Source organism: Clostridium sardiniense (genome assembly GCF_050584765.1).
GTDB lineage: Bacteria > Bacillota > Clostridia > Clostridiales > Clostridiaceae > Clostridium > Clostridium sardiniense_A.
The window spans coordinates 1-26,559 of sequence record NZ_JBNOOR010000004.1 but is presented as its reverse complement, the minus strand read 5'-3'; the positions used below and the strand labels follow the sequence as shown (position 1 = coordinate 26,559).

The following is a 26,559-nucleotide window of genomic DNA, read 5'->3' as shown; positions in this document are numbered from 1 at the left end:
TATGAAAATTATTATTGATGGAGATGCTTGTCCAAGCATCTCCAAAATTGAAAATTTAGCAAAAGAATATGCAATAGAAGTAAATATTTTTGTTGATATACATCATTTTATTCAAAGTGATTATTCAAAAGTTGTAATTGTAGATAGTGGTTTTCAAAGTGTAGATATGTATGTAGTAAATAACTCTCAGAATGGAGATATAGTAGTTACTCAAGATTATGGAGTTGCAGCAATGTGTTTACCTAGAGGTGTTAATGTCATAAGTCCTAAGGGAAGTATATACACAGAAAAAAATATTGATTTATTATTAGAACAAAGACATATATCACAAAAGATTAGAAAATCTGGTGGAAGGTTTAAAGGACCTAAAAAGAGAACCTCAGAAGATGAAGAGAGATTAATAAACAATTTAAGATCTATAATTGAACATAGTATTAGAAGCTAAGAGCTATATAAAATACCTGTATTTTATATAGCTCTTTTTTTATGAGTGTATATGTACTATAGGCTCAATATATTTATAACAATACATTATTATGATATTTTTTGTAACCATTAAGGTGTCAATTAGGAAATGTACATTGTACATTAAGAAGAATGTTGTATAATAAAATAAGAGAATTATGGAATTTTATTTACAATAATTGGGATTGTAGTATAATAAGAGAATAGCAATGGTTAATACGGGGTGAAATATATGGGTGATATGAATATTTTATTTGGGAAGAAGAGTCCTCAAGAACCTAAGGAGAATATAGAGATAGGTGTTGAATTTGAGGAAGAGATAGATTTTAAAGTTTTAATCGGAAATGATGGGATTTGGAACACAATAAAAAACTTTAATAATAAAAAATCATGTGTTTGGACTCCAAAAAATGAGGGCGAATACATAGTAATGGTACAAGGGAAAAGGAAGGGCTCTAAGAAGCCTTTTGAATTTTTAGCAAAAGAAGAATACATAATAGGAAAGAGCTTGGGTGAAGAGAAATTGATTAAGGAAATTTTATTAGATAAAGAAGAGTGTTTTACTGGTGAAAAAGTTAATATAGAAGTCGTTTCAAGTAAAGAAGTTCTATTATATAGATTTTGGAGAAGAGGAGATAATGGTTGGGAACCTGTAAGGGATTATTCAACTGACAATAAATTATCCTATGCTGCTGTACGTGAGGGAACTGAAGAGGTCCTAATAGAATGCAAAAAAACAAATTCTAAAGAAAATGTTGATGAATATAAGACTGTAAAATTCAAAGTTAAAGAAAAAAATAAAGTTGAAATAACAGATTTTAAATGCTTAACAGATGAATTGTTATTAAATGAAGAACTAGTATTTAAAGTTAAAGCTTCCTGTGATGATGCACGTCCATTACTATTTAAATTTGTAAGAGTGGACAAGTACGGAAGATCAGTATGTATACAGGATTTCTCATCAAGAAGAATTGTAAGCTTCCAAGAGAATGAGGAAGGGGAATATAAACTTCTATGTCTTATGAAAGATATATTCTCAAATAAGGAGTACGATGATAGAGCTGTTATGTTATATGAAGTTAGACCATATAATGCTGTAAGAATTAATAGCTTTAAGGCTGATGTTAAGACACCACAAGTATCAGGAACAGATATTACATTTAAAGCAGATGCTTATGGCGGAAGAGAATTAGTATATAGATATATTGTAGATGGTCCAATTGCAGAAGATTCATGCTATACAAGAAGTAAGGAATTTTATTGGAATCCTAGAGAGAGGGGATCTTATAAGATAACTTTATATGTAAAAGATATATCTTATAATGGAGATTATGAAGATAAGAAGACAATATTATTTGATATAGACAAAAAAGGGGATAAGCCAATTAGAATAGTTGATGTTATCTCAGATCAAAGAAAAGAAGTTCTAGTTAATAGACCTATAAATGTTAGAGCAATTGCTGAAGGTGGAACTATACTTTTATATTCATTTATAATTTTTAGAGATGGAAAAGAAATCGATAGGATAGATTATAGTAGAACAAATTGGCTAAACTATACTCCAAAAGAAAAAGGAGAGTATGAAATCAGTATAAGAGTTAAGGATAAATACTCTCTAGAGGATTATGATGTCGATTCAAGTGTGTTTTTAAAGGTAAAAGACTATTTACCGGGAAATATAGATTATATTCTATTACCTTGTAGAGAATTATTCTTAGTTGGTGATGAAATAGAAGTAGAAGCTGTAGTTCAAAATACAAAAAATATATTAATTAATTTTGTAACTAAAATAAATGGACATGAAGTTGAAGAAACAGGATTTATGAAGAATAAGAAGATTGTTGTTAAACCTAAATGTGCAGGAAAATACACCTTCGAAGTTTATGCAAAAAACGTAAAGTGTGAAGGGGAATTTGATACAAAAAGAGATATAAATATATATGTACATGAGGCAATTCCAGTTACAGGAACTAAAATAAAAATAGATAAAGAACCAATTAAAATCAACACTGAAGTAAACTTCTGGGCTGAAAGTGTTGGAGGAAAAGATGTTTGTTATGAATTTTATTTAATGGAAAAAGGCAACTGGGTAAAAGCTCAAAGCTATAGCAAGAAAAGATATTATACATTTATACCATTTTCAAAAGGTAAATATAGAGTAATGGTACTTGCAAAGAGTTTTTATAAAAGAGTTAATTATGAGGATTACTGTGAGATAGAATTTACTGTATAAAATTTATTATAGAGTTATGTAGCGTAGATTAAAAAAGTCCGAAAGGGCTTTTTTAATTTAGCAATAATTTTATATTTACAGCAAGGATTCATTAATTGATTTTTGGGGAGATTAATAATACAATAAGATGAAACTTAAGTTAGATAAAAATATTTAGATAAATAACAAAATAAAGATAAGAGGTGTTTAGTAAATTGCAAAGATTAGATAAGATAATTTCAAATTTAGGATATGGAAGTAGAAAAGAAATTAAGGTATTAGCAAGAAAAGGATTTATAGAAGTTGATGGAGTAGTAGAAAAAGATAGTGGTAAACTTGTAGATCCTGATAAATCAGTTATAAAAATAAACGGAGAGCAAATATTTTATAGAGAATTTATATATCTTATGATGAATAAACCAGATGGAGTAATATCAGCGACATCTGATTCAAGAGAAGAAACAGTTGTTGATCTTCTAGAAGTAGATCATCAAGCATTTGAACCATTTCCAGTTGGAAGATTAGATAAAGATACAGTAGGATTACTATTATTAACTAATGATGGAGAGTTAAACCATAGATTAATAGCTCCTAAATGGAAAGTAGATAAAGTTTATTATGCCAAAATAGATAAAAAAGTTACTGAAGAAGATATTGAAGCATTCAAAAATGGAATTACTTTAGATGACGGATATGTTTGTAAAGAAGCAATTCTTGAAATTATAGAAGCAACAGATGAGGGATCAGAAATTAATGTAACAATACAAGAAGGTAAGTTCCATCAAGTTAAGAGAATGTTTGAAGCTGTAGGAAAAAATGTAGTATATCTTCAAAGAATAGAGTTTGGCGGATTGCCTTTAGATGAGGAGCTTGAAGAAGGCGAATATAGGGAATTAACAGAAGAAGAAATAATGCATCTAAAAAGCTTTTAACGAATGATGGGAAAACTTGCAAGAGAATTATTCATTAATTTCCATAAAATGAATAAAGTTTTTAAAATTACTTGCATTTTATAATCCATTAACATATAATACTATTGCAAGGATAAATAAAAGGAATAAATAGCCCCCTTTTTATTTATTGCTTATTGCTAAAGCGCAACCTGGCCCCAAGGGTTGCGTTTTTTCGTGTGCAAAAATATAATTTCTGTAAATATTTACATTGATGATGAGTTATACTAAACATATGAAATAATTAAGTGAAGAATTTGAATGAAAAAAATCAAAAACTACAAAAAATGAAATATTTAATTCATACATAATAAGTCATGAAAGATTAAAATCTATCAAATTCTATAATTTTGCATGATTTAAAAGAGATATTTACAATGATATTTAATAAATGTATAATTAAATACGTTAGATAAATAAAAAAGTAATGCAGTGAAGAAGAAGAGTATATGAATCTTTATTTTAAAGAGAGCGAAGTATTGGTGAGAACTTTGTAAATAAAATCATAGAAAGAAGCTTTGGAGCATAGTGTCGAAATTTAAAAGTAGATAACTGGGATTTCTCCCCTTATAGAGAATTAAGTGAGCTTAAAAAAATGTATTTTTTGGCTAATTTAGGTGGTACCGCGTAAAGTTTTAGTCTTTTCGTCCTAAGTGTTTAGGAGGAGAGGGCTTTTTTTATATGAAGTTTAGAAAGGTGATGAAGTAATGAGTAGAGAAACATTAGCAAATTTAATATTTAAAAATGAATTAAAGACTCCAGAATATTATTTAGAGAAATATCCTGAAAGAAACTTAAAAGAAGGGGCTAGAGTTGTAAGATATGCACCAAGTCCAACTGGATTCCAACATATTGGAGGAGTTTATGCAGCTCTTATAAATGAAAGACTTGCACATCAAAGTGAAGGGATTTTCTATTTAAGAATTGAAGATACAGACCAAAAAAGAGAAGTTGAAGGTGCTATAGAAGATACAATAGCTACTATGCATAACTTTGGAATGAATTTTGACGAAGGTATGACAGGAGAAGAAACTTCAAAAGGAGAGTATGGTCCATACAGACAAAGTCAAAGAAAAGAAATATACCATACATTTGCTAAACAATTAGTTGAAAAAGGATTAGCTTATCCATGCTTCTGTACTCCAGAAGAATTAAATGAAATAAGAGAAAAGCAAATGGCAGAAAAAATTACTCCAGGATACTATGGAGAATATGCTGTTTATAGAAATCTTCCAGTAGAAGAAGCTATAAAGAAAATTGAAAATGGTGAAGAATATATCTTAAGATTAAAATCACCAGGAAAAGAAGAAAATAGAGTAGAATGCCATGATTTAATAAAGGGAGATGTTTCATTCCCAGAAAATGTTCAAGATATAGTTATAATTAAGTCAGATGGACTTCCAACATATCACTTTGCACATGCTATAGATGATGCATTAATGCACACTACAGATGTAATAAGAGGAGAAGAATGGTTATCATCACTTCCAATACATCTTCAATTATTTGATGTTTTAGGATTTAAGAGACCAAACTATGCTCACGTTCCAACAATAATGAAATCAGAAAATGGATCAAAGAGAAAACTTTCAAAGAGAAAAGATCCAGAAAGTGCTGTAAGTTACTATAGAGAAGAAGGATATCCAGCAGTTTCTGTTATTGAATATCTTTTAAATATTATAAACTCAAGCTTTGAAGATTGGAGAGCAGAAAATCCAGATGCAGATTATCATGAATTCCCTGTAGCTTTAGATAAGATGAGTAAATCAGGTGCTTTATTTGATATAGTTAAATTACATGATGTAAGTAAGAATGTTATATGTAAAATGAAACCTGAAGTAGTATATGATTACTATACAACTTGGGCAAAAGATTTTGATAAAGAAATGTTTGAATTTGTAACTAAAGATGAAGCTATGATGAAAGAAGTATTCAACATAGACAAAGAAGGTCCAAAGCCAAGAAAAGACTTCGGTAAATGGAATGAAGTACGTGAAAAAATATTCTACTTCTTTGATGAATTATTTGATTTAGAAAAAGCAGAAGATGTAGAACTTCCAAAGACTTTAAATTTAGAAGATGCTAAGAGCGTAATTGAAAGCTATGCTAAAGCATACAACTTTAATACTGATCAAGAAACTTGGTTTGAAGAGCTTAAAGCTTTAGCTGTAGAACTTGGATATGCGACAAACAGAAAAGAATACAAAAAGAACCCAGAAAACTTTAAAGGAATGGTTTCAGATGTTGCAGGTGCAGTAAGAGCAGCTCTTACTCATAGAACAAATACACCAGATCTTTATACAATAATGCAAATTATGGGTGAAGAAAAGGTAAGAGAAAGATTTAATAAATTCATTAACTTATAAAGTATTAGTTATAAATAGAAGGACATACTACATTGAGTAGTATGTCCTTTATATTTTGTATAAATATTATTTTAATTTAAATGAGCTCTTAAGTGGAACTATTCTATTAAAGATTAACTTACCATCTTTAGTGTGATTATCCACTGAGAAGAATCCGTTTCTAACCATTTGGAATTTATCTAATGATTTTGCTCCATTAATTGCAATTGGTTCAATGAATCCGTTAAGAACTTGCATTGAGTTTGGATTTATTTGTTCTAAGAAATTCTTATCAACATTTCCATCTTCAACATCTAATATTAAAGGTTCGTATAATCTAAATTCAGCAGGTACAGCATTTTTTGCATCAACCCAGTGAATTGTTCCTTTAACTTTTCTTCCTGTAAATCCAGAACCACTCTTAGTTTCTGGGTCATAAGTACAGTGAAGCTCTATAACATTTCCTTCAGGATCTTTTATTACATCATTACACTTAATAAAGTATGCTCCCATAAGTCTAACTTCGTTGCCAGGGAATAATCTAAAGTACTTTTTAACTGGTACTTCCATGAAGTCATCTCTTTCAACATAGATTTCTCTTGAGAAAGGAACTTCTCTTGTTCCAAGTTCTTCATTCTTTGGATTATTAGAAACTGGTAACATTTCAGTTTTTCCTTCTGGATAGTTTGTTATGATAACCTTAAGTGGATTCATAACAGCCATAGCAGTAGGAGCCTTAGTTTGAAGATCTTCTCTTAAGAAGTAATCAAGCATTTGAGAGTCAACCACTGAATTATTCTTCGCAACACCAATAGCTGTGCAGAAGTTTCTTATAGATTCAGGAGTATACCCTCTTCTTCTAAGACCTGAGATAGTTGGCATTCTAGGGTCATCCCATCCATCAACTATCTTTTCATCAACTAATTGTTTAAGTTTTCTCTTACTCATAACAGTATTAGTCATGTTAAGTCTTGCAAATTCAATTTGTCTTGGTACATTTTCCATTTCACATTCTTTAACGATCCAATCGTATAAAGGTCTGTGATCTGCAAATTCTAAAGTACAAATTGAATGAGTGATTCCTTCAATTGCATCTTCAATTGGATGAGCAAAGTCATACATAGGATATATGCACCACTTATCACCAGTATTGTGATGTGTAGCATGAGCAATTCTGTATATTATAGGATCTCTCATATTCATATTAGGAGAAGCCATATCTATTTTTGCTCTTAAAACTTTCTCACCATCTTTGAATTCACCTTTTCTCATTTTTTCAAATAAATCTAGGTTTTCTTCAATAGTTCTATTTCTATAAGGACTATCTTTTCCAGGTTCAGTTAGAGTTCCTCTAAACTCTTTCGCCTCATCTGGAGTTAAATCACAAACATATGCTAACCCCTTCTTTATTAAAAGGATTGCTCTATTATACATTTCATCAAAATAGTTTGATGCAAAGTGAAGTTCATTCCACTGGCATCCAAGCCATTTTACATCCTCTTCAATTGATTGAACATATTCAGTATCTTCCTTAACTGGATTTGTATCATCAAATCTTAAGTTTGTTCTTCCTTTAAATTCGGCACCAAGACCAAAATTTAAAAGAATTGATTTAGCATGACCTATATGTAGATATCCATTTGGTTCTGGTGGAAATCTAGTTATTATGCTATCATGCTTTCCGTTATCTAAGTCTTCAATAATTATATTTCTTATGAAGTTAGATGAATTCATATCGTTTGACATAAATATTACCCCTCCTATAATTATATTTCAAATAGGGCTATTAAAAACAACCTCTAATCTATGTCTATATATTATACATTTACCTTTAATTTTAATCTAATATAGTAAAAAAATAAAGTATAACTTTATTTATCCAGTTTAAAATAGATAATACTGGATAAATGTTGTAGAATTTACTTATATTATGATTCTAGGGGGGTAAATATGAAGATTTCAAAGAGTATAGTAGTAGTTTTTATTATTATATCTATTAGTGTTATTGGAATAGGATGCACTGAAAATAAAGATGTTGATATTAAAGTGGATAATAAAGAAGAGAATGTGGATAACAATGTAAAAGAAGAAAAGGGAGATAAAGAAGAAAAGGGAGATAAAGAAGATGTAATGACTTTAAAAGAAATTGAAGAAAAGTATAATGGGAGAGCTCCTAAAGAGTGGGGGGAGAAGACTACTGGAGTACTAAATCATATAAATACCAATGATAAGGTAGTGTTTTTAACATTTGATGCTTGTGGAGGAAAGCATGGAAATGACTATGATAAAGAGATTATAGAGTATCTAAAAAAAGAAGGAATAGAGGCTACATTATTTATAAATAGTAGATGGATAGATAGTAATAAGGATATATTTAATGATTTAGCTAAAAACGATCTTTTTTCTATTCAAAATCATGGAACACTGCATAGGCCTCTAAGCGTAAGTGGAAGAGAAGTTTATAATATAAAAGGTACTAATTCAATTAAGGAAGTCTATGATGAAATTAGTGGAAATGATGCTAAAATAAAAGAATTAACAGGTAAAAAACCAAAATTATTTAGATCAGGAACTGCATATTATGATGATATATCAGTAAAGATAGCTAAGGATATAGGATATGAAATTGGAGGATTTGATGTTTTAGGAGATGCAGGAGCAACATTTTCAAAAGAACAAATAATAAAGCAAGGAAAGAATGCAAAGAATGGTTCTATATTAATCTACCATATGAACAAACCTAAGGGAGAGACCTTTGAAGGGGTTAAAGTTGTAATAGAAAACTTAAAGAAATCTGGATATTCATTTAAAAAGATAGAAGATTATATTTAAAAAAATAAAGGGCTGCTGTAAAATTAACTGATTCAGCTAATTTTAGAGCACCCTCTTATTTCAATATATAATTATTTTGCTTTATTAAATCTATCACTAACTACATCCCAATTTATAAGTTCAAAGAAATTAGTTGCGTAATCAGCACGTCTATTTTGATATTTTAAGTAATAAGCATGTTCCCAAACATCTATTGTTAGTAATGGTGTTTGATCTGTTGATATTGGACAGATTTGGTTTGGAGTTGATATTATTCCAAGTTCTTTATTTTCGTTTAGTACAAGCCAAGCCCAACCTGAGCCAAATTGACCCAAAGCAGCAGCCTTTAATTTAGCTACAAAGTTTGCATATGAACCAAATGTTTTATCGATAGCCATTTTTAAATCACCAGTAGGAACTCCTCCTTTATTAGGACCAATTCCATCCCAATAAAATTCATGATTATACACGCCACCTGCATTGTTTATAACAGCTTGTCTTATATCTTCAGGAATTTCATCAAGGTTTTTAAGTATTTCTTCTACTGAAAAATTAAAAAACTTTGGATACTTTTCAATAGCCTTATTTAGATTATCAACATATGTTTGTTGATGCTTATCATGATGTATCATTACAGTTCTTTCATCTATAACTGGCTCTAAAGCATCATATGAATAAGGTAGTGGTTTTAAAGTAAATCTTTTTTCCATATTAAATCACCTCTAAATTATTATTTATATATGCGTATTTAAAAATACGTAATAATCTTAATCAATACCTTTATTATATTTATATAATTTGATTATAGAATATTATTACAAGTAAGGATATGGAATTTATGTGAATATTCCTTCTAAGTTAAATGATGGAACAAAATCAGTAGTATTACTTCCACATTCTTGTATGAATGCATTTTTAACTCCAATTTCAGCTGCGTAGTTTATTAAACTATCGTAAAGCTTAGGGTTTAATGGTTTTGATAACTCTTTATAATCAAAAGCATTAAACATAGGAGTATATTGATTCATTATACTAATATATACATTATCACCAAAAAGGTTATATATTTTATCTATTACTTTCTTTGAATCAAATAGTAGAGTAGGAAGCATAAGGTGTCTTATTATCAATCCTTTAATCATTCGTCCTTTTTCATCAAACTTATTTGGACCTACTTGAGAATACATTTCTTTTAAAATAGATATAACATTATCCCTATATCCAGGTGCTTTAGAATATTTAATAGCATATTTATCATCAAAATATTTAAAATCAGGAAGGTACACATCAATATATCCATTTAGTGCTTTAATTGTGTCTAAAGAGTCATATCCATTTGTGTTATAAAGAATAGGAAGGGTTAATCCATTATTTTTAGCAATCTTTAAAGCTTCAATTATTTGAGGAACATAGTGAGTTGGTGTAACTAAGTTTATGTTATTAGCTCCTTTATCTTGAAGTCTTAAGAATATATTGGATAGTTCTTCTATACTTATAAAAGCGCCTTTATCCTCTTGACTTATCTCATGGTTTTGACAAAATACACATCTAAAATTACAGTTAGAGAAAAATACTGTTCCAGAACCAGTATCTAATGATATCGGAGGTTCTTCCCACATGTGAAGCTCTGCACGAGCTGCCTTTATTTTATCTGATGAATTACAAGCACCAAGTTTTCCGTTTAATCTATCTACATTACATTTTCTTGCACAAAGGTTGCAGTTTTTAAGCATAGCAGTATAATCCAATAAAATCACCTCTTAAATAATATATAAAGATTATATTACTACAAAGGTAGTTAATCAATTATACTAAGAACTTATTTGTTGTAACACATATTAAATATTTTCAATATATAATAAATATTGACAAATGATATATGATAACTATAAAATATATATTAACTAAAAAATATAATGAAAAGTATAACTTAGAGGTGAATTATGAGTGTAGGAGTATCTAAATAAGATTTTTAATTAAATAAATCCAGAAATTTTGAATGGGTAGTTACCCTTTATTTGTCATGGAGTTATTTAAATCTTTGAAGATACTAAAATCTATACGAGGAATAATTATGCCCTAAAATAAGTGCGTAATATTTAAGTCGTAGAGTATCTTTCTCTACGACTTTTTTGTATCTTCATTAAATAATTTATATTTAAAGGAGAATTAAAAATGAATAAAGAAACATTTGAAAAATTACAATATAATGAATTAAAAGAAAAGCTTAAAAGCTACTGTGTAAGTGGACTTGGAAGAGAATTAATAGATAAATTAGAACCATCAAGCAATATAAAAGTAGTAAAAAGAAGGCTTGAAGAAACAAAAGAAGCAAGAACGCTTTTAGATATAACAGGATATGTTCCTCTTCAAGGAATTCATAATGTAAATATGTTACTTGATAGTATAGAGAAAGGTATTGTTTTAACAGGTGAGGAGCTTATAACAATATCAGACTTTTTAAGAGGCTGTAGAAAAGTTAAAGAGTATATGAAAGATAAAGAAGGATATGCACCTATATTAAATTCATATTCAAGTAATATAGGAGAATTTTTGTGGATTGAGGAAGACATAAATTACTCAATAAAAGGAAATAGAGTTGATTCAAATGCTACAAAAGAGCTTAAAAAGATTAGAAAAGCAATTGATATATGTGAAGGGAAGATAGAGGAAAAGCTAAATAAATTCCTTAAAAATACTGAGAATAAAAAGTTTATTCAAGAATTTTTTATAAGCAAAAGAAATGACAGATTTACTATACCGATAAAAGCAGCTTATAAAAATGTTGTTAATGGAAGTATAGTTGAAGTAAGTAGTAAGGGTTCTACAGTTTTTATTGAGCCGAGTACTATAAGCAAATTTACAGTAGAACTTGTAGGGTTAAAATCTGAAGAGGCTATTGAAGAATATAAAGTTCTCTCTAATTTAACAGAGCTTATATATATCAATTTAAGAGAGATAAAAATAAATCTAGATATAATAAGAGAATATGATTTTATATTTGCAAAGGGTAAATATAGTAGAGAAATAGATGGTATATCGCCAAAATTAAACACAAGTGGATTTATAAAAATAGAAAATGGAAAACATCCTTTATTAGAAGGAAGTATAGTTCCTTTAAACTTTGAAGTTGGGAGAGATTATAGAAGTTTAATAATTACAGGACCAAATGCAGGCGGAAAAACTGTAGTATTAAAAACTGTAGGTCTTTTGACTTTAGCAGTTCAATCTGGACTTCATATAAGTGCTAAAGAAGGAAGTGAGATTTCAGTATTTAATAAGATATATGTAGATATTGGAGATAATCAAAGTATTGAAAATGCACTTAGTACATTTTCATCTCACGTAAAAAATTTATCAGCAATAATTAGAGAAAGTGGTAAATCAACATTACTATTATTTGATGAGATAGGAAGTGGTACAGAACCAAATGAAGGAGCGGCCCTTGCTATAGCTATATTAGAGGAGTTATATCTTAAAGGATGCATAACCATTGCTACAACTCACTATGGAGAGATAAAGAATTTCTCACAAAAACATGAGGACTTTGAAAATGCAGCCATGATGTTTAAGAAAGACACTCTAGAGCCGCTTTATAGACTTCAAATTGGGAAATCAGGTGATAGTAATGCACTTTGGATATCAAAGAAGATGGGAATTGATGATAGAATATTAAATAAAGCTAAGAGATATATGGAAGATAAAAATTATAGTCTTGAAAAAGTTAAAGAAAGTAAGATTTCTAAAGATATTATTAATGAAGAGGAAGAAATAAAGAATATATATAATTACTCTATTGGAGATAAGGTTCTTTTATTAGATTATAATGATTATGGTATTATATACAAAGAGAAAGACGAGTTTAATAATATAGAAGTGTTTTATAAAAATGAGTTTATAAAGGTTAATGAAAGAAGGATTAAGATTAGTATAACAGCAGAAGAACTTTATCCAGAAGGATATGATTTAAATTCAATTTTTATAGAATACTGTGAAAGAAAGCTTGAACATGACATAGAAAGAGGATCTAAGAAGGCTCTTAGAGAAATTAAAAAGTCAATGAAGTAGATAAATTTTAAAAGGCTAAAGGAGAGATTTAAAATTATGGATGAATTTTTAGAGTGGGATTATGAAGGGGAAGTATTTGATAGAATTCAAATTAGGAATGTTGAAATAAGAGATAAAAATTTTGATGGATGTACATTTAATAGATGTGATTTTACAGGTGTAAACTTTCTAGAGTCATCATTTGAAGATTGTACATTTAATGAATGTAATTTATCTTTAACTAAATTCTATCATTCAAAGATTAGAGGAGTTAAGTTTATTGATTGTAAAATTGTTGGAGTAGACTTTACTAAATGTGATAGATTTATTATGGATTTTGAATTTAATAAATCTCTTATACAAAGTTGTAGTTTTGCAGGGCTTAAAATCCCAAAGACTAAATTTATAGAATGTAACTTAGCATCAAGCGATTTTATAGATGCAGATTTAATAGAATGTAATTTCTCAAAGTCAAGTCTAGAAGATACTATATTTGAAAATACAAATCTTTCAAAAGCAAACTTTAAAGATTCCATAAAATATAGAATAAACCCTCAAAATAATAATATAAAGAAAGCTAAGTTTAGTATGCCAGATGTATTAGGACTTTTAGAAGATTTTGATATAGTTATAAAATAGTAAGTTTTAAGAGGAGTTAAGTATGAGCGATTTAGAATGTATAGTAAATAACACTAAAAAGTTAATAACAAAAAGTTATCTAAAAGATCAGTTAAGAAGAATTGGAATAAAAGAAGGAGATTGTTTAATGGTACATTCTTCATTAAGCAAACTTGGATTTGTATGCGGTGGAGAAGTTACAGTTGTAGAAGCACTTATTGAAGTTGTAGGTGAAGATGGAACAATAGTTATGCCAACTCATAGTGGTGATTATGTAGATCCAATATTCTGGGGAAATCCACCTGTACCGAATGAATGGTTTGAAGAGATAAGAAATGAAATGCCTGCCTTTAATCCAGATGTAACGCCTACATTTGGAATGGGAAGAATAGTAGAGTGCTTTAGAAATATAAAAGGTGTAAAAAGAAGTTATCATCCTACCGTATCCTTCGCTGCATTTGGAAAACATGCTGAGTTTATTACAAAAAAACACAGCTTAGAATATTCCCTTGGGGAAAATTCACCATTAGCTAGATTTTATGAGTTAGATGGTAGAGTCCTATTGCTTGGAGTTGACTATGATAGCAACACATCATTCCACTTATCAGAGTATAGAGCTGGAAACTATAGTACTACTATTAGCGCATCGCCAGTTATAGAAAATGGAGAGAGAGTATTTAAATCTTATGAAGATATAGAATTTAAAACAGAGTTATTTATGTTTGCTGGAGAAGGTTTTGAGGAAAATTACAATATTATTTTAGACAGGATAGGTAATGCAGATGTAAAGCTATTTAGCCAAAGAGATTGCGTGGACTTTGGAGTTAAATATTTTAAGGAATGTACTTTATATTAGCTTGTGTTTAAATTTGATAAAAAAAATTTACAGTTTTGAAATTGCAATATTTAACAAAATCGAGATATTTAGATATATTAAAGATAAATAAAAGAAAATAGCATATAAATATTGACTCAATAGTTAATTTAAAAAAATATAGATGAATATTATAAAATATAAGAAAAAAACTTCAAAGCAAAAGCTCCTTTATTTGTATAATTTAGTTATAAAAGATTTATACAAAAGGGAGGAATTTGTAATGAGCAAATGGTTATTTATATTACAAGGAATTTTATTAGCTATTATAGGTGTAATATTCTTTATTTATCCAATGCAAGCATTAATAAACCTTACAATGATTTGTGGAATATTTGTTTTTGTAGCAGGTATTATATCAATAATAAAAGCATTTAAAGCAGATAGAAAAGGGATGTTTATATTTAATGGTATAATAGATATATTATTTGGTTTAACACTTTGGTTTTCACCAATATATTCATCAGAAGTATTAGTAATATTCTTTGGAGTATGGGGATTAATAAGAGGTATATCCCTATTATGTGGTGAATTTAAATATAAGACAGCGGGATTTAATATAAGAACAATATATACAATACTAATAATTTTACTAAGTATATTAGTAATTCTTTATCCAATAATAGCATTAACATTTACACCAGTTATAATTGGAGTATATTTAATTTTAATAGCTATATTTGAAATATATTTATGTTTTGAGATTTAATATTTAGTTAGAATACAAAATAGTATGTATTAGATAATAAATTGAAAGAGTCTATGATAACATAGACTCTTTTTTATTGCTTATATAATGAAACTTCTTAATAAAAGTTAGTTATTTTAACTTTTTTTAGATAGTTCTTGTATCTTAGGTGAGCTGAAATATAATCCACATACTTTATATTTAGAATCAACTTCTTTAAAGGATATTGATATATTTACAGGCTTGTCTTCTTTGGTAAATTTGCTTTTATAAAGTAGACTTACAGAATCTTTATCTTTTTTAGCTTGTATAAATTCTAAGGATCCTTCTTCATAGGTACCAATAGCTTCTTGAATTGGCATAACTAATTTAATAAAGGCGGCTTTATCAGGAAACATTTCATCCATAGATTCATCAAAATCTTTCCTAAAGTCGTCATAATTTAAATCACTCATTGAAATTAATATATTTTTTGTTATATTATCTGAGTATTCTCTTATATTAGATGCATCATAATTTGATGAACAAGCCACTAAAGATATAGTAAAAATAGTTCCTAGTATAACTAGTAGAAACTTTTTAAGCTTCATATAAAAACCTCCATTTTAAAAGTAAAAAACATTAAGAAAATTATACCACAGTTTTACTAATAATCGGACTTTAGGGCAACAATAAAAACATGATGTATGATATAATATTTTAATACTAGGAAGGGAGGATGATGATTTGGATTTAAAATCATTATTAAATAAAGAACAGTATGAAGGTGCAGTTACTGTTGACGGTCAAGTCCTAATATTAGCAGGTGCAGGTTCAGGTAAGACAAGAGTTCTAACATATAGAATGGCTCATATGATAGAAGATCTAGGAATTAAACCATGGAGCATACTTGCAATAACGTTCACTAACAAAGCTGCAAAAGAGATGAGAGAAAGAGTTGAATCACTTGTTGGTGAAAAAGCTAATGAAATGTGGATATCTACTTTCCACTCAACTTGTGTAAGAATACTTAGAAGAGAAATTGAAAAACTTGGTTATAAATCAAGCTTTACTATATATGATACTTCAGATCAAAAGACACTTTTAAAAGAATGCATGAAAACTTTAAATATAAATGATAAAGATATTACTATTCAAGAAATTATGGGTAAGATAGGAAGAGCTAAGGATAATATGCAAAGTCCTGCAAGCTTCATGAGAGAATTTGAAGATAACTTTAGAGAAAAGAAGATCGCAGATGTTTATGAAATGTATCAAAAAAGACTTAAAGAAAATAATGCTTTAGACTTTGATGATCTTATATTTAAAACAGTAGAATTATTTAGATCAAATGATGATGTTTTAGAATTTTATCAAAATAAGTTTAAATATATAATGGTAGATGAGTATCAAGATACTAATGGTGCTCAATATGAATTTGTTAAGCTTTTAGCTATGAAATACAAGAATATATGTGTTGTTGGTGATGATGACCAATGTATATATGCATGGAGAGGTGCAGATGTAACTAATATTCTTGATTTTGAAAAAGATTATCCAAATTGTAAGGTTATAAAACTTGAGCAAAACTATAGATCAAAGGGTAATATATTAGATGCTGCAAATGTTGTTATAGTAAATAACTCAAGAAGAAAGAGTAAGGCACTTAGAACAGAGCAAGAGCCTGGAAGTAAAATAAAAGTATATAGAGCGTACTCTGATAAAGAAGAGGGAGACTTTGTAGCAAGACAAATACTTGATACAAAAGCTAAAGAGGGATGTGAAAATAAAGATTTTGCAGTTCTTTACAGAACAAATGCACAGTCACGTATTTTCGAAGAAACATTCAGAAGAAGAGGTATTGCTTATAAAATAGTAGGTGGAACAAAGTTCTATGATAGAAAAGAAATTAAAGATATGTTAGCTTATCTTAAAGTTCTTATAAATCCTCAAGATGATATAAGTATAAAGAGAATTATAAATGTCCCAAAAAGAAGTATAGGGGATGCAACTGTTAATAAAGTACAAGAATTTGCAGATATGTATGAATTAAATCTTTGGGATGCACTTCAAGAAGTAAGAACTATACCAACTCTTACTCCAAGAAATTGTGCTTCACTTGAAAAGTTCACAGAGCTTATGGATAACTTTATTATAATGGCAGAAACTATGCCAGTTTCTATGCTTATTGAGGCTATATTAAAAGATACTGGATACTTAGAAGAGCTTAAGAAATCTAATGAAATAGAAGATAAGAGTAGAATTGAAAACTTACAAGAATTAGTATCTGATGCTGTTGAGTTTGAAAAGAGTAGTGAAGATAAAAGCTTAATTGCTTACTTAGAAAAAGTATCACTAGTTCAAGATGTTGAAGATGCAGAAGGTGAAGAGGATAATGCTGTAGTATTAATGACACTTCATAGTGCTAAGGGGTTAGAATTCCCTCATGTATTTATGGTTGGAATGGAAAATGGTCTTTTCCCAAGTATGAGTGATTTTGATAAAGAAGATCAGATGGAAGAAGCAAGAAGACTTTGTTATGTTGGTATAACAAGAGCTAAAGAGACACTTCATATGACTTCAGCTGAAGTTAGAAGAGTCTTTGGTAGAACAGTGTCTTATAGCCAATCAGATTTCATTGGAGAGGTAAGAAGCGATCTAAAGGAGTATGTAAATGAAAGAAGTACTAATGGTGCAGCTAGAGAAGGAATGGTTACTACACCTGGAAAGCCAAACTTTAATAATCCACATAGTTTAAGAAATTCTATGGGATCAAATACTCAAAATAGAGCTGTATCTCCAGCTGGAGTATCACATACTTCACCAAGTAGCGCTAAAGCATCTGCAAGTCCAGCAGAAATTAGTCTTGGAAGAAAAGTAAAACATGATAAGTTTGGAGAAGGTACAGTAGTATCAGTTATGCCAGTGGGAAATGATAAGAAACTTACAATAGCATTTGATAAGCAGGGAGTAAAGGTACTACTATTATCAATGGCTAATTTACAACTTTTATAATACCAGGAGGAAGTGTAAGCTTATGGATAAAAGAGAAAGAATGAAGACTCTTGTTGAGGAGTTAAATAGATATGCATATGAATATTACGCTTTAGATAATCCTTCAGTTAGTGATAAGGATTATGATAAGAAATATGATGAGCTTGTAGCTTTAGAAAAAGAACTTAATGAAGTGTTACCATATTCACCAACGGTTAGAGTTGGTGATGTGGTTCTTGAAGGTTTTAAGAAATATACTCATAAAGGTAGACTTTGGAGTTTAGGAAAAGCTCAAAGTATTGAAGAAATAATTGAATGGCATAATAGAAATGTTAAATTTGTAAATGAAATGAATGAAAGAGGAGAAGAATTGCCACCTCTTAAATATATAGCAACTAAAAAGTTTGATGGATTAACAGTAAACTTAACATATGATGAAAATGGGGTTCTTGTGGTTGGTGCAACTAGAGGTACAGGAACAGTTGGAGAAGATGTAACGGCACAAGTAAAAACTATAAAGAGCATACCTCTTAAAGTTGATTGCAGTGATGTATTTGAAGTTCATGGAGAAGCAATAATGACTACAGAGGCATTTGAAAAGTATAATTCAGAAGCGGATGTTCCACTAAAGAATTTAAGAAATGGAGCAGCAGGTGCACTTAGAAATTTAAATGTACGTGAAACAGCTAGAAGAAATCTTTCAGCATTTTTCTATGATGTAGGGTATAAGGAAGGCAAGCCTTTTAAAACTTACACTGAAATGATGAATTTTATAAAAAATATGGGATTCCCAGTAGATGATTACATAAAGGAATGTCATACAATAGAAGATATTCAAAAAGAAATAGATTATATCAGAGATATAAGATTTGATTTAAACTATGACATTGATGGACTTGTACTTGCAATTGATGATATGAGAACTAGAGAACTTCTAGGATATACAGTAAAATTCCCTAAATGGGCCATTGCATATAAATTTGAAGCACAAGAAGCTACAACTAAACTCTTAGAGATTGAGTGGAATGTAGGTAGAAGTGGTAGAGTATCACCAACTGCTATTCTAGAACCAGTTGAACTTGCTGGAGTTACAGTAAAGAGAGCTACCTTAAATAATATGGATGATATAAAAAGAAAAGGAGTAAAGATTGGAGCAGAAGTCTTTGTAAGAAGAAGTAACGATGTTATTCCTGAAATTATGGGAGTTGTACCTGAAAGTTTAGAGGGTTCAGAAGACATAATACCACCAACTATATGTCCAGCTTGTGGTAGTCACTTAGTTGAAGAAGGAGCTCATATATTCTGTGAAAATACTCTTTCATGTAAACCACAGCTTGTTAAAACTATAGTCCATTATGGATCAAGAGAAGCTATGAATATAACAGGATTCTCAGAAAGAACAGCAGAACAATTATTTGAGAAATTAAATATAAAATCAATTGGAGATTTATATAAACTAAATAAAGAAGACTTAGAAAAGCTAGAAAAGTTTGGACCTAAGAAGGCTCAAAACCTATTAGATTCAATAGAAAATAGTAAGAACTGTAAGCTTGAAGCATTTATTTATGCATTAGGAATTAAAAATGTAGGTGCAAAGACTGCAAAAGATATAGTAAATAGATTTAAATCTATTGAAGGACTTAAAAAGGCTACATTTGAAGAATTAGTGGAAGTTCCTGATGTAGGAGATATAGTTGCTAACTGTATTGTTGAATTCTTTGATGAAGAAAAGGTAATAGAGACAATAAATGAGCTTTTAGAACTTGGAGTTAATCCAGTATTCGAAAAAAAAGAAATTTTAGAGAGCGTATTTGAAGGAAAAACTGTAGTTGTAACAGGAACTATGGAAAAATACTCAAGAAAGGATATAAAAGAAAAGCTAGAAACTCTTGGAGCTAAGGTTTCTGGTAGCGTAAGTAAAAAGACAGATTATGTTATAGCTGGAGCGGAAGCTGGTTCAAAGCTTACTAAAGCGGAGGAATTAGGGGTCAAGGTTATTACAGAAGATGACTTTGAACAAATGATAGGAGGTTAGGTATTTTGAAAAAAGCAATAAATATGTTAAGCATTGCTTCTAGTATTATAGCCTGTGTAGTTATAATTTGTACTTTTATAACTTCTTATCAGTTTGTTTATTTAGGACAGATGTTTGATTCATATTTAGCAGTTCAAGTTACTGTAGCAATAACTATGTTATTATGGGCTGTAAGGTTTTGGATGAATGAATATGGAAGAAAAAGATTATTGCATACATTTGTTAGCTTAGCGATAGCAGTTTCATTAATTTTCTTTATTTTTGTAACTGTAAGATAATAAAATATAAATAAAAAATACTTCTATGATGTACATAGAAGTATTTTTTATTTATGATCTCTTTTTTCGAAATCTTTAACATTATCCAAGTCTGAAATGTTAAACCCATCCGGAGTTTCATCATTTAAAAAGTCTTCATAAGAATATCCTTGATTATTTATACAGAGAGTATCTAACTTCTGACTCATTTTTTCAAGAATGTAATTTTTATAACGAAGTTGGTTATAAGCTTTTAAGGCTATAATGAAAAGCCAAATGCCAATAAACATAAAAGTTAACATAAAAAGTATGCCTATAACGGATACTAAAACAACTAAAAATGCCATCTTAACGCCTCCTCAAAATATAGGTTAATTATAGCATATTATTTTATAAAGTTAACCAAAGTAGAAAAAAATATTCGCTCAAATTGTTTAGAATAAATGGACATTGACAATAATTATGATAGGTTAATGAAAAGGAGAGGTATAGGTATGAAGAAATTTTTAATACCATGTATTTTTATAGCCCTATTGCTAGTATTTACTCTAAGCTTTATAGAGATAGAAAAGTTAGATGATTCTAACGGAACTGAATCACTTTTATATGCCGTTAATACTATACCTAATGAACTAAAAGATGTAAGTAAGCTTACAGTAAGAGAAGAGGATATAATTTGTGCCACAAGTAAGGGGCTTGTTGAGAAGGATAGTGAAGGTAAGATAGTTCCATCATTAGCAACAGAAGTTAATGTAAAAGAAGATGGGATAGAGTATGAATTTAAGATAAGAGAGGATGCATACTGGAGTGATGGTAATAGAATCACTGCAGAAGACATAGCTAACTTTTTTAAAGAATTATTAAAAGAAGAGAAAGATGAAAATATAGAACCTTTCTTAGATGTATATGGAGCAAGGGAATTTAGAAAAGGTAATGTAACTTTTGAGAATGGAGTAGCTATAAATTCAAAGGAAGAAGTTCTTACTATTCGTTTAAACAAAAAGAATGATAAATTCTTAGAAGAGTTAACTAAGACTCAATATAGAGTTAGAAAATATCTAATGATGTGGGATGATATAGAAAATAATTATAAAACTATAGTTTATTCTGGAGAATATTACATCAGCAAGGTAACTGATGAAGGTATTGAACTTAAAAAGAATAGTAATAGTAGCAAGGATGTATCAGTAGAAACTATAAATATAGTTGAAGATGATAATGAAGAATTAGCAATGGCCGCCTTTGAGATAGGTCAAAGAGACGTAGTGGTTAATCCACCTAATACGCAGTTAAACAGATTGCAAAGTGAGGGAAGACTTAAGACATTTCCATCAGATAATGGAAAGTATATTTCGTTAAACTCAGAAGATGAAAGTTTACCGTTATCAGTAAGAAAGACGCTGTACTTTAATATAAATTTAGCAATGGCCTCTTATCAGGAAGAGAATAATAATTACTTAGAACTTGCTGAAAGTAGTTATTTTAGAGATGATAAAGAAAATTTAGATAAACTTCAATCAAGAAAAGTTATGACTACTCAACAGAGCGGGAAAATTCCAGAAGTTATAACTATTATGGCTAAGGATAATAATGAGAACAGAGCTATTTTAAAGCATATACAAAGTTGGTTTAAGGATAATACGGAGAGTACAGTTAGATATACTCTTGTAACGGAAGAGGAGTTTAAAAATCTAGAATTAAGAAATAGATATGATGCTGTAATAATAGATGAAACTGCGAATTCAAATAATAAAGAAGAGTTTTATTTAAAGTTAAAAAGCTACTATACTGAAAAAGAGCTATCTATGTATGAAGAAATAATTAAAACAACAAATAAAAACTTTAATGGATTAGAAGACACTTTATTTAATAGTTATAGTATACTTCCGTTATTATTTGAAAAGAAAAATGTTGCTGTATCTAAAGATGTAAAAAATATAGAATTTGACTGGTATGGAAACATAAATTTCAAAACATTAAAATAAGGTTGCTGTTTATGCAACCTTATTTTAATAATAAAACTTAATTATCATAAGTTTTAGAAATCACATCTGTATTTTCAGAGGTACCATCAATAGTGGTTTCATCTTTAACTTCTCTCTCATTTACTGAGGGTTCTACAGAAGCTTGAGATTCATCATTTTTATTAATTGTAATATCATCACTAATATTAGCCGCAGTATCATCAACAGTATTAGTTACAATATCCACGTTAGTACTCGTAGTTTCATTTGATGATGAATTTCTAAATTCAAAGTTTGGTTCTTTAAGTTCTAATTTTTCAAAGAAATTATCCTTAAATACATGGATAAACATAAAGAATATAAACATGTTTTTATAACTATCAAATGATTTGCTAGATGAAGTAGTAAATATATCTTTCTTTCTTGAGTAAGTTATATTTTTTAAAAATATTGGTGATAACCCTGTGCTAGTTAATGTAGGTAAACTTGGCATTCTAAAGAATGTTTCATCTAGCATATCTTTAGATAACATACTAAAGTGCTTATACCTTTCTACATTATCTAAATCTGGTGCATCAGGCCAACTTGTAATTAAATTTGAGTTTAAGAAGTATTTTTTATATATTTTAGATATCATTGGAGTATATTCTCTTAATAAATCTGATTTATTAGCAAACATTATAACTGAAATCAAATAAAAACAAAGATCAAAAGAAGTATACTTAATTTCTTTTTTATCAGTAAGCTTTTGAATTATATTATTATCTTCATCATATAAGGATAATAATCTCTCCATTGTTTCAGTATATTTTTCCTTGAAGGTAATTAAACCAGTATGTTCATATGAGTACATCAAATTTATAGCAAAAAGAGCACATAAGTCTAACGATTCTATATAATAATCTTTTTCATCAAATTTATTAATTAAAAACTCACTTAGATCGGTTATAAGGCTCACTATTTCATTATCATTAGAATATTCATAATAGATGTTAAAAGCTAATAATGTTTTAAGCCCTTCATCGAAGGAGAGATTATATAAAGCTTCTTTATAATCTAGGAACATCTGAAGAATTTGTGATGAGAATTCTTTATACTCTTCCTTAGCTTCTTCATCTTTTGCATAAATAGAGTATAGATAGTAAGCATTCATCATAAAGGCTTGATCACTAAATATAAACTTTCTGTCCTTCTCAATTAAATTACCATCTTTAGATTCACTTTCAAATAAACTCTTTTTAGTAATAAATATACCTTCTGAATTTCTAAGATTCTCATAATAAAAATCAAGTTGTTCATGTGCAAGGTATCTATAAGCATCTTTAAGTGAATCCTTAGAAGCCTTCTTATTAAAATGAGAGTAGTAGTCACTAAGCTCTAATAACGACATAGTCATTAAAGCATTAGTTGATGGGTTTACTTCTCTTTTAAAGGATGATGAGTCAAACCCATGAGAAGTCTTATTGTGCATAAATATTGGCGATGATTTTTTATATAAGCACAATACTGGTGAAAATTTACTTAATATGCTAATATCTTTTGTAGATGTATTTTTTTTGGAATTCCTTGAAGAGAAGGTACATCCGCACTTAGAGTTTAAAGTAAGTATTTTAACGGCTTCTTTTGATAGATGAAAAAGCTGACCACATACTTCATCCTGTGATAAGCTATTCATACGAAAAAATGGCCCAATATATCTCAAAATATTTCACCTCATATATAATTCTTATAATAATTAATATGAGTAAATTTTTAAAATAGTGCAAAAAACTAAAAAAACATTTAAATTAGTATATAAAAATTAGAAATAATAGATTATTAATGAAGGAGGCGACTAATATGAGGTGTGACGGAAGAAAAAATGATCAAGTTAGACAAACAAAGGTAACTAGAAACTATACAAAATATGCTGAAGGATCAGTTTATATAGAGGTAGGAGATACAAAAGTACTTTGTAATGTATCAATAGAAGATAAGGTGCCACCATTTTTAAAAGGAAGTGGAGAAGGGTGGATAACAGCAGAATATAATATGCTACCTAGATCAACAGGTACTAGAAAGATTAGAGATATAGCCAGATTAAAAATAGATGGAAGAACTATGGAAATCCAAAGGTTAATAGGAAGAGCATTAAGATCTGTTGTTGATTTAAAAGCTTTAGGTGAAAAAACATTATGGATAGATTGTGATGTTATTCAAGCAGATGGAGGGACTAGAACCACATCAATAACAGGAGCATTTATAGCGATGGTTGATGCAGTGAATAAACTTCATAAAGAAAAGCCATTTAAAGTGTATCCAATAAGAAGTTTTGTTGCTGCGACAAGTGTAGGGATAGTAAATGGTGAGAAAGTAATAGACTTATGTTACGAAGAGGATTCAAATGCTAAAGTTGATATGAATATAATTGGAACAGAAGAAGGAGAATTTGTTGAGGTCCAAGGTACGGGGGAAGAATCTCCAATGACAAGAAGTGAACTTAATGAATTATTAGATTTAGGTGAAAAGGGATTAAAACAAATGGTATCAATTCAAAAGAATTCATTAAAGATGGATGCTTTATGGATTGGAACAGGAGGAAAATAGATGAGAAAACTTATATTAGCTAGCAATAATCAGAAGAAGATTAAAGAGATAAAACATATTCTAGAAGATATGGATTTGGAAGTTAGATCTTTAAAAGATGAAAATATAGATATTGATGTAGTTGAAGATGGAATAACTTTTATGGAGAATGCCAATAAAAAGGCAAGAGAAATAAGAGACTATTTAATAAACAGAGGAGAAGAAAATTTCCTTGTTATGGCTGATGATTCAGGATTAGAAGTTGAGTATTTAAATGGAGAGCCAGGAGTATATTCAGCTAGGTATGCAGGTGAACATGGTGATGATGCCAAAAACAATGAAAAATTACTAAAAAACTTACAAGGTGTTAAAGCTGAAAAAAGAGGAGCTAAATTTGTTTGTCATCTAACTCTTATAAATTATGAAGGCAAATCATTAGATATAAGAGGAGAAGTTAAGGGTAGGATAATAGAGAAGCTAAACGGAGAAGGTGGATTTGGTTACGATCCTTTATTCTATTATGAAGAATTTAATAAGACATTTGGAGAAGCTACACCTGAAGAAAAAAATAGTATTAGTCATAGAGGGGTAGCGTTAAAAGAATTAAAAGAAAAAATTTATAAGGTTCTATAGGAGGCGGTCAGTATGTTAATAGCAGTAGTAAGTGATACTCATAGAATGCAAAGATATATAGAAGCTGTTAGAGAGAGAATTATAGACGCTGATGTTCTTATACATTTAGGAGACAACGTAGATGATGTAGAAGAGCTTTCAGATGGTTTTGAGGGGGAAGTATACGCTGTAGCTGGTAATTGTGATTACTCCAAGGAATATCCTATAGAAAGAATAATAGAATTAGATGGAGTTAAGATACTAGCAACTCATGGACACGCATATAATGTTAAGTGTGGATTGCATAATTTATATTATAGAGCACAAGAAGTTGGAGCTAATATAGCTTTATTTGGGCATACCCATCAAGAGTTAATTATAAGAGAGAATGGAATTACGATTATGAATCCAGGGAGCGTTTCACTACCAAGAGGAAAGGGTAGGTATATTGGATTTATAGAAATTAAGGCTGAAGAAGAACCAAGTGTATATTTAGAACGTATAGAATAGATAGATATGATGATAAATTGCTAATGAAAGCTTAAAAGCGTTAATAAAATGTTTATGAAACAAGCATTTTGCTTTTAAATTAAAAAGTATTGAATTTTATAATATATTCTTTAAAAAAAGTATTGACGGATTAGTAATCATCATGTAGAATAGTCATTGTCGTTGAGAGACAACGCGGTGAGCGAAATGTTCTCGAAAGACGATATATGACTCTTCGGGGTGTGGCGCAGATGGTAGCGCGCATGGTTTGGGACCATGAGGTCGCAGGTTCGAGACCTGTCACCCCGACCACTTAAAATTTTGTCAAATTAAAGCTTGACAAAATTCTCAAAAACCTGTATAACTAATAAGGCAGGTTGCTTGTTCAACTTACTAAGTCCGAGAGACACAAGTAACAAGTATAACATGCGGGTGTTGCTTAATGGTAAAGCTCTAGCCTTCCAAGCTAGCCACGAGGGTTCGATTCCCTTCACCCGCTCCACTTTGACAAAGAACTTCTTCAAAAAAAGTTCTTGACAAAATAAACGGAATGGTTTACAATAATAAACGTTCTGAAATGCGTCTTTAGCTCAGCTGGATAGAGCAACGCCCTTCTAAGGCGTGGGCCAGGAGTTCGAATCTCTTAAGACGCAC

The 26,559-nt window shown here is 29.4% G+C and carries 22 protein-coding genes, 3 tRNA genes and 1 other annotated feature; of the genes, 19 read left to right on the top strand and 6 right to left on the bottom strand.

Annotation, left to right across the window (positions count from 1 at the left end; translation table 11 throughout):
• The first annotated feature begins 1 nt into the window (after position 1).
• The 4 genes from ACQPUW_RS14960 (at position 2) to gltX (ending at position 5,993) form a co-directional block, all read left to right on the top strand.
• On the top strand, positions 2-445 hold the full coding sequence (locus ACQPUW_RS14960; protein ID WP_430838296.1) for a YaiI/YqxD family protein: 444 nt from the start codon (positions 2-4) through the stop codon (positions 443-445).
• A 252-nt stretch (positions 446-697) separates the two neighbouring features.
• Positions 698-2,698 (top strand): triple tyrosine motif-containing protein, encoded by a 2,001-nt coding sequence (locus tag ACQPUW_RS14955; protein WP_430838295.1) that lies wholly within the window; start codon positions 698-700, stop codon positions 2,696-2,698.
• A 194-nt stretch (positions 2,699-2,892) separates the two neighbouring features.
• Entirely contained in the window at positions 2,893-3,609 is a 717-nt protein-coding gene (locus tag ACQPUW_RS14950) for a pseudouridine synthase (protein WP_430838294.1), read from the top strand.
• A gap of 441 nt (positions 3,610-4,050) precedes the next feature.
• Positions 4,051-4,282 (top strand) — a binding site (T-box leader).
• A gap of 52 nt (positions 4,283-4,334) precedes the next feature.
• Positions 4,335-5,993 carry a glutamate--tRNA ligase gene (gene gltX, locus ACQPUW_RS14945; RefSeq protein ID WP_430838293.1) on the top strand — a complete coding sequence of 553 codons (1,659 nt, stop codon included), beginning with the start codon at positions 4,335-4,337 and terminating at the stop codon, positions 5,991-5,993.
• Positions 5,994-6,059: 66 nt separating this feature from the next.
• On the opposite strand, the gene ACQPUW_RS14940 is transcribed toward gltX, so the two are convergent.
• Complete coding sequence (locus ACQPUW_RS14940) at positions 6,060-7,718, bottom strand: glutamine--tRNA ligase/YqeY domain fusion protein (protein WP_430838292.1); 1,659 nt, start codon at positions 7,716-7,718, stop codon at positions 6,060-6,062.
• A 204-nt stretch (positions 7,719-7,922) separates the two neighbouring features.
• On the opposite strand from ACQPUW_RS14940, the gene ACQPUW_RS14935 reads away from it, so the two are divergent.
• Positions 7,923-8,804, top strand: coding sequence for a polysaccharide deacetylase family protein (locus ACQPUW_RS14935; protein WP_430838291.1), 882 nt, complete (start codon positions 7,923-7,925; stop codon positions 8,802-8,804).
• A gap of 71 nt (positions 8,805-8,875) precedes the next feature.
• Here the strand turns inward: ACQPUW_RS14935 and ACQPUW_RS14930 are convergent, their stop codons facing one another.
• The gene (locus ACQPUW_RS14930; RefSeq protein WP_430838290.1) at positions 8,876-9,493 is read right to left on the bottom strand and encodes a superoxide dismutase; all 618 of its coding nucleotides are present in this window, start codon (positions 9,491-9,493) and stop codon (positions 8,876-8,878) included.
• Positions 9,494-9,619: 126 nt separating this feature from the next.
• Positions 9,620-10,516, bottom strand: coding sequence for a radical SAM protein (locus ACQPUW_RS14925; RefSeq protein WP_430838434.1), 897 nt, complete (start codon positions 10,514-10,516; stop codon positions 9,620-9,622).
• A 442-nt stretch (positions 10,517-10,958) separates the two neighbouring features.
• Between ACQPUW_RS14925 and ACQPUW_RS14920 the strand changes: the two genes are divergently transcribed.
• From ACQPUW_RS14920 to ACQPUW_RS14905, 4 genes are all read left to right on the top strand, one after another.
• Positions 10,959-12,851 (top strand): endonuclease MutS2, encoded by a 1,893-nt coding sequence (locus ACQPUW_RS14920; protein ID WP_430838289.1) that lies wholly within the window; start codon positions 10,959-10,961, stop codon positions 12,849-12,851.
• Positions 12,852-12,887: 36 nt separating this feature from the next.
• Positions 12,888-13,469 (top strand): pentapeptide repeat-containing protein, encoded by a 582-nt coding sequence (locus ACQPUW_RS14915; RefSeq protein ID WP_430838288.1) that lies wholly within the window; start codon positions 12,888-12,890, stop codon positions 13,467-13,469.
• 22 nt (positions 13,470-13,491) lie between these two features.
• Positions 13,492-14,304, top strand: a complete 813-nt coding sequence (locus tag ACQPUW_RS14910) for an aminoglycoside N(3)-acetyltransferase (protein ID WP_430838287.1) — start codon at positions 13,492-13,494, stop codon at positions 14,302-14,304.
• 241 nt (positions 14,305-14,545) lie between these two features.
• Positions 14,546-15,031, top strand: coding sequence for an HdeD family acid-resistance protein (locus tag ACQPUW_RS14905; RefSeq protein ID WP_430838286.1), 486 nt, complete (start codon positions 14,546-14,548; stop codon positions 15,029-15,031).
• A gap of 116 nt (positions 15,032-15,147) precedes the next feature.
• Here the strand turns inward: ACQPUW_RS14905 and ACQPUW_RS14900 are convergent, their stop codons facing one another.
• Positions 15,148-15,600, bottom strand: coding sequence for a hypothetical protein (locus ACQPUW_RS14900; RefSeq protein WP_430838285.1), 453 nt, complete (start codon positions 15,598-15,600; stop codon positions 15,148-15,150).
• 136 nt (positions 15,601-15,736) lie between these two features.
• On the opposite strand from ACQPUW_RS14900, the gene pcrA reads away from it, so the two are divergent.
• The 3 genes from pcrA to ACQPUW_RS14885 are packed head-to-tail and all read left to right on the top strand — an operon-like array spanning position 15,737 to position 20,296.
• Positions 15,737-18,004: a DNA helicase PcrA gene (gene pcrA, locus ACQPUW_RS14895; RefSeq protein WP_430838284.1), complete on the top strand. Its 2,268-nt coding sequence runs from the start codon at positions 15,737-15,739 to the stop codon at positions 18,002-18,004.
• Positions 18,005-18,026: 22 nt separating this feature from the next.
• A complete protein-coding gene (gene ligA, locus ACQPUW_RS14890) occupies positions 18,027-20,018 on the top strand; it encodes an NAD-dependent DNA ligase LigA (protein ID WP_430838283.1) in 1,992 nt (663 codons plus the stop codon).
• A 5-nt stretch (positions 20,019-20,023) separates the two neighbouring features.
• Positions 20,024-20,296 (top strand): hypothetical protein, encoded by a 273-nt coding sequence (locus ACQPUW_RS14885; protein ID WP_430838282.1) that lies wholly within the window; start codon positions 20,024-20,026, stop codon positions 20,294-20,296.
• A gap of 47 nt (positions 20,297-20,343) precedes the next feature.
• On the opposite strand, the gene ACQPUW_RS14880 is transcribed toward ACQPUW_RS14885, so the two are convergent.
• Positions 20,344-20,622, bottom strand: coding sequence for a hypothetical protein (locus ACQPUW_RS14880; protein WP_430838281.1), 279 nt, complete (start codon positions 20,620-20,622; stop codon positions 20,344-20,346).
• A gap of 147 nt (positions 20,623-20,769) precedes the next feature.
• On the opposite strand from ACQPUW_RS14880, the gene ACQPUW_RS14875 reads away from it, so the two are divergent.
• Positions 20,770-22,260 carry an ABC transporter substrate-binding protein gene (locus ACQPUW_RS14875; RefSeq protein WP_430838280.1) on the top strand — a complete coding sequence of 497 codons (1,491 nt, stop codon included), beginning with the start codon at positions 20,770-20,772 and terminating at the stop codon, positions 22,258-22,260.
• A 37-nt stretch (positions 22,261-22,297) separates the two neighbouring features.
• Here the strand turns inward: ACQPUW_RS14875 and ACQPUW_RS14870 are convergent, their stop codons facing one another.
• Positions 22,298-23,914: a hypothetical protein gene (locus ACQPUW_RS14870; RefSeq protein ID WP_430838279.1), complete on the bottom strand. Its 1,617-nt coding sequence runs from the start codon at positions 23,912-23,914 to the stop codon at positions 22,298-22,300.
• A gap of 164 nt (positions 23,915-24,078) precedes the next feature.
• Here ACQPUW_RS14870 and rph point away from each other — a divergent pair, with 164 nt between their 5' ends.
• The 6 genes from rph (at position 24,079) to ACQPUW_RS14840 (ending at position 26,558) form a co-directional block, all read left to right on the top strand.
• The gene (gene rph / locus ACQPUW_RS14865) at positions 24,079-24,825 is read left to right on the top strand and encodes a ribonuclease PH (protein WP_430838278.1); all 747 of its coding nucleotides are present in this window, start codon (positions 24,079-24,081) and stop codon (positions 24,823-24,825) included.
• Positions 24,826-25,437 (top strand): XTP/dITP diphosphatase, encoded by a 612-nt coding sequence (locus ACQPUW_RS14860; RefSeq protein ID WP_430838277.1) that lies wholly within the window; start codon positions 24,826-24,828, stop codon positions 25,435-25,437. It begins immediately after the preceding gene.
• A gap of 12 nt (positions 25,438-25,449) precedes the next feature.
• Positions 25,450-25,926, top strand: a complete 477-nt coding sequence (locus ACQPUW_RS14855; protein WP_430838276.1) for a YfcE family phosphodiesterase — start codon at positions 25,450-25,452, stop codon at positions 25,924-25,926.
• Between the two features lie 215 nt (positions 25,927-26,141).
• Positions 26,142-26,217, top strand: a tRNA-Pro gene (locus tag ACQPUW_RS14850).
• Between the two features lie 116 nt (positions 26,218-26,333).
• Positions 26,334-26,407 (top strand) — tRNA-Gly (locus ACQPUW_RS14845).
• 77 nt (positions 26,408-26,484) lie between these two features.
• Positions 26,485-26,558: transfer RNA gene (locus ACQPUW_RS14840), tRNA-Arg, on the top strand.
• Position 26,559 lies beyond the last annotated feature (1 nt).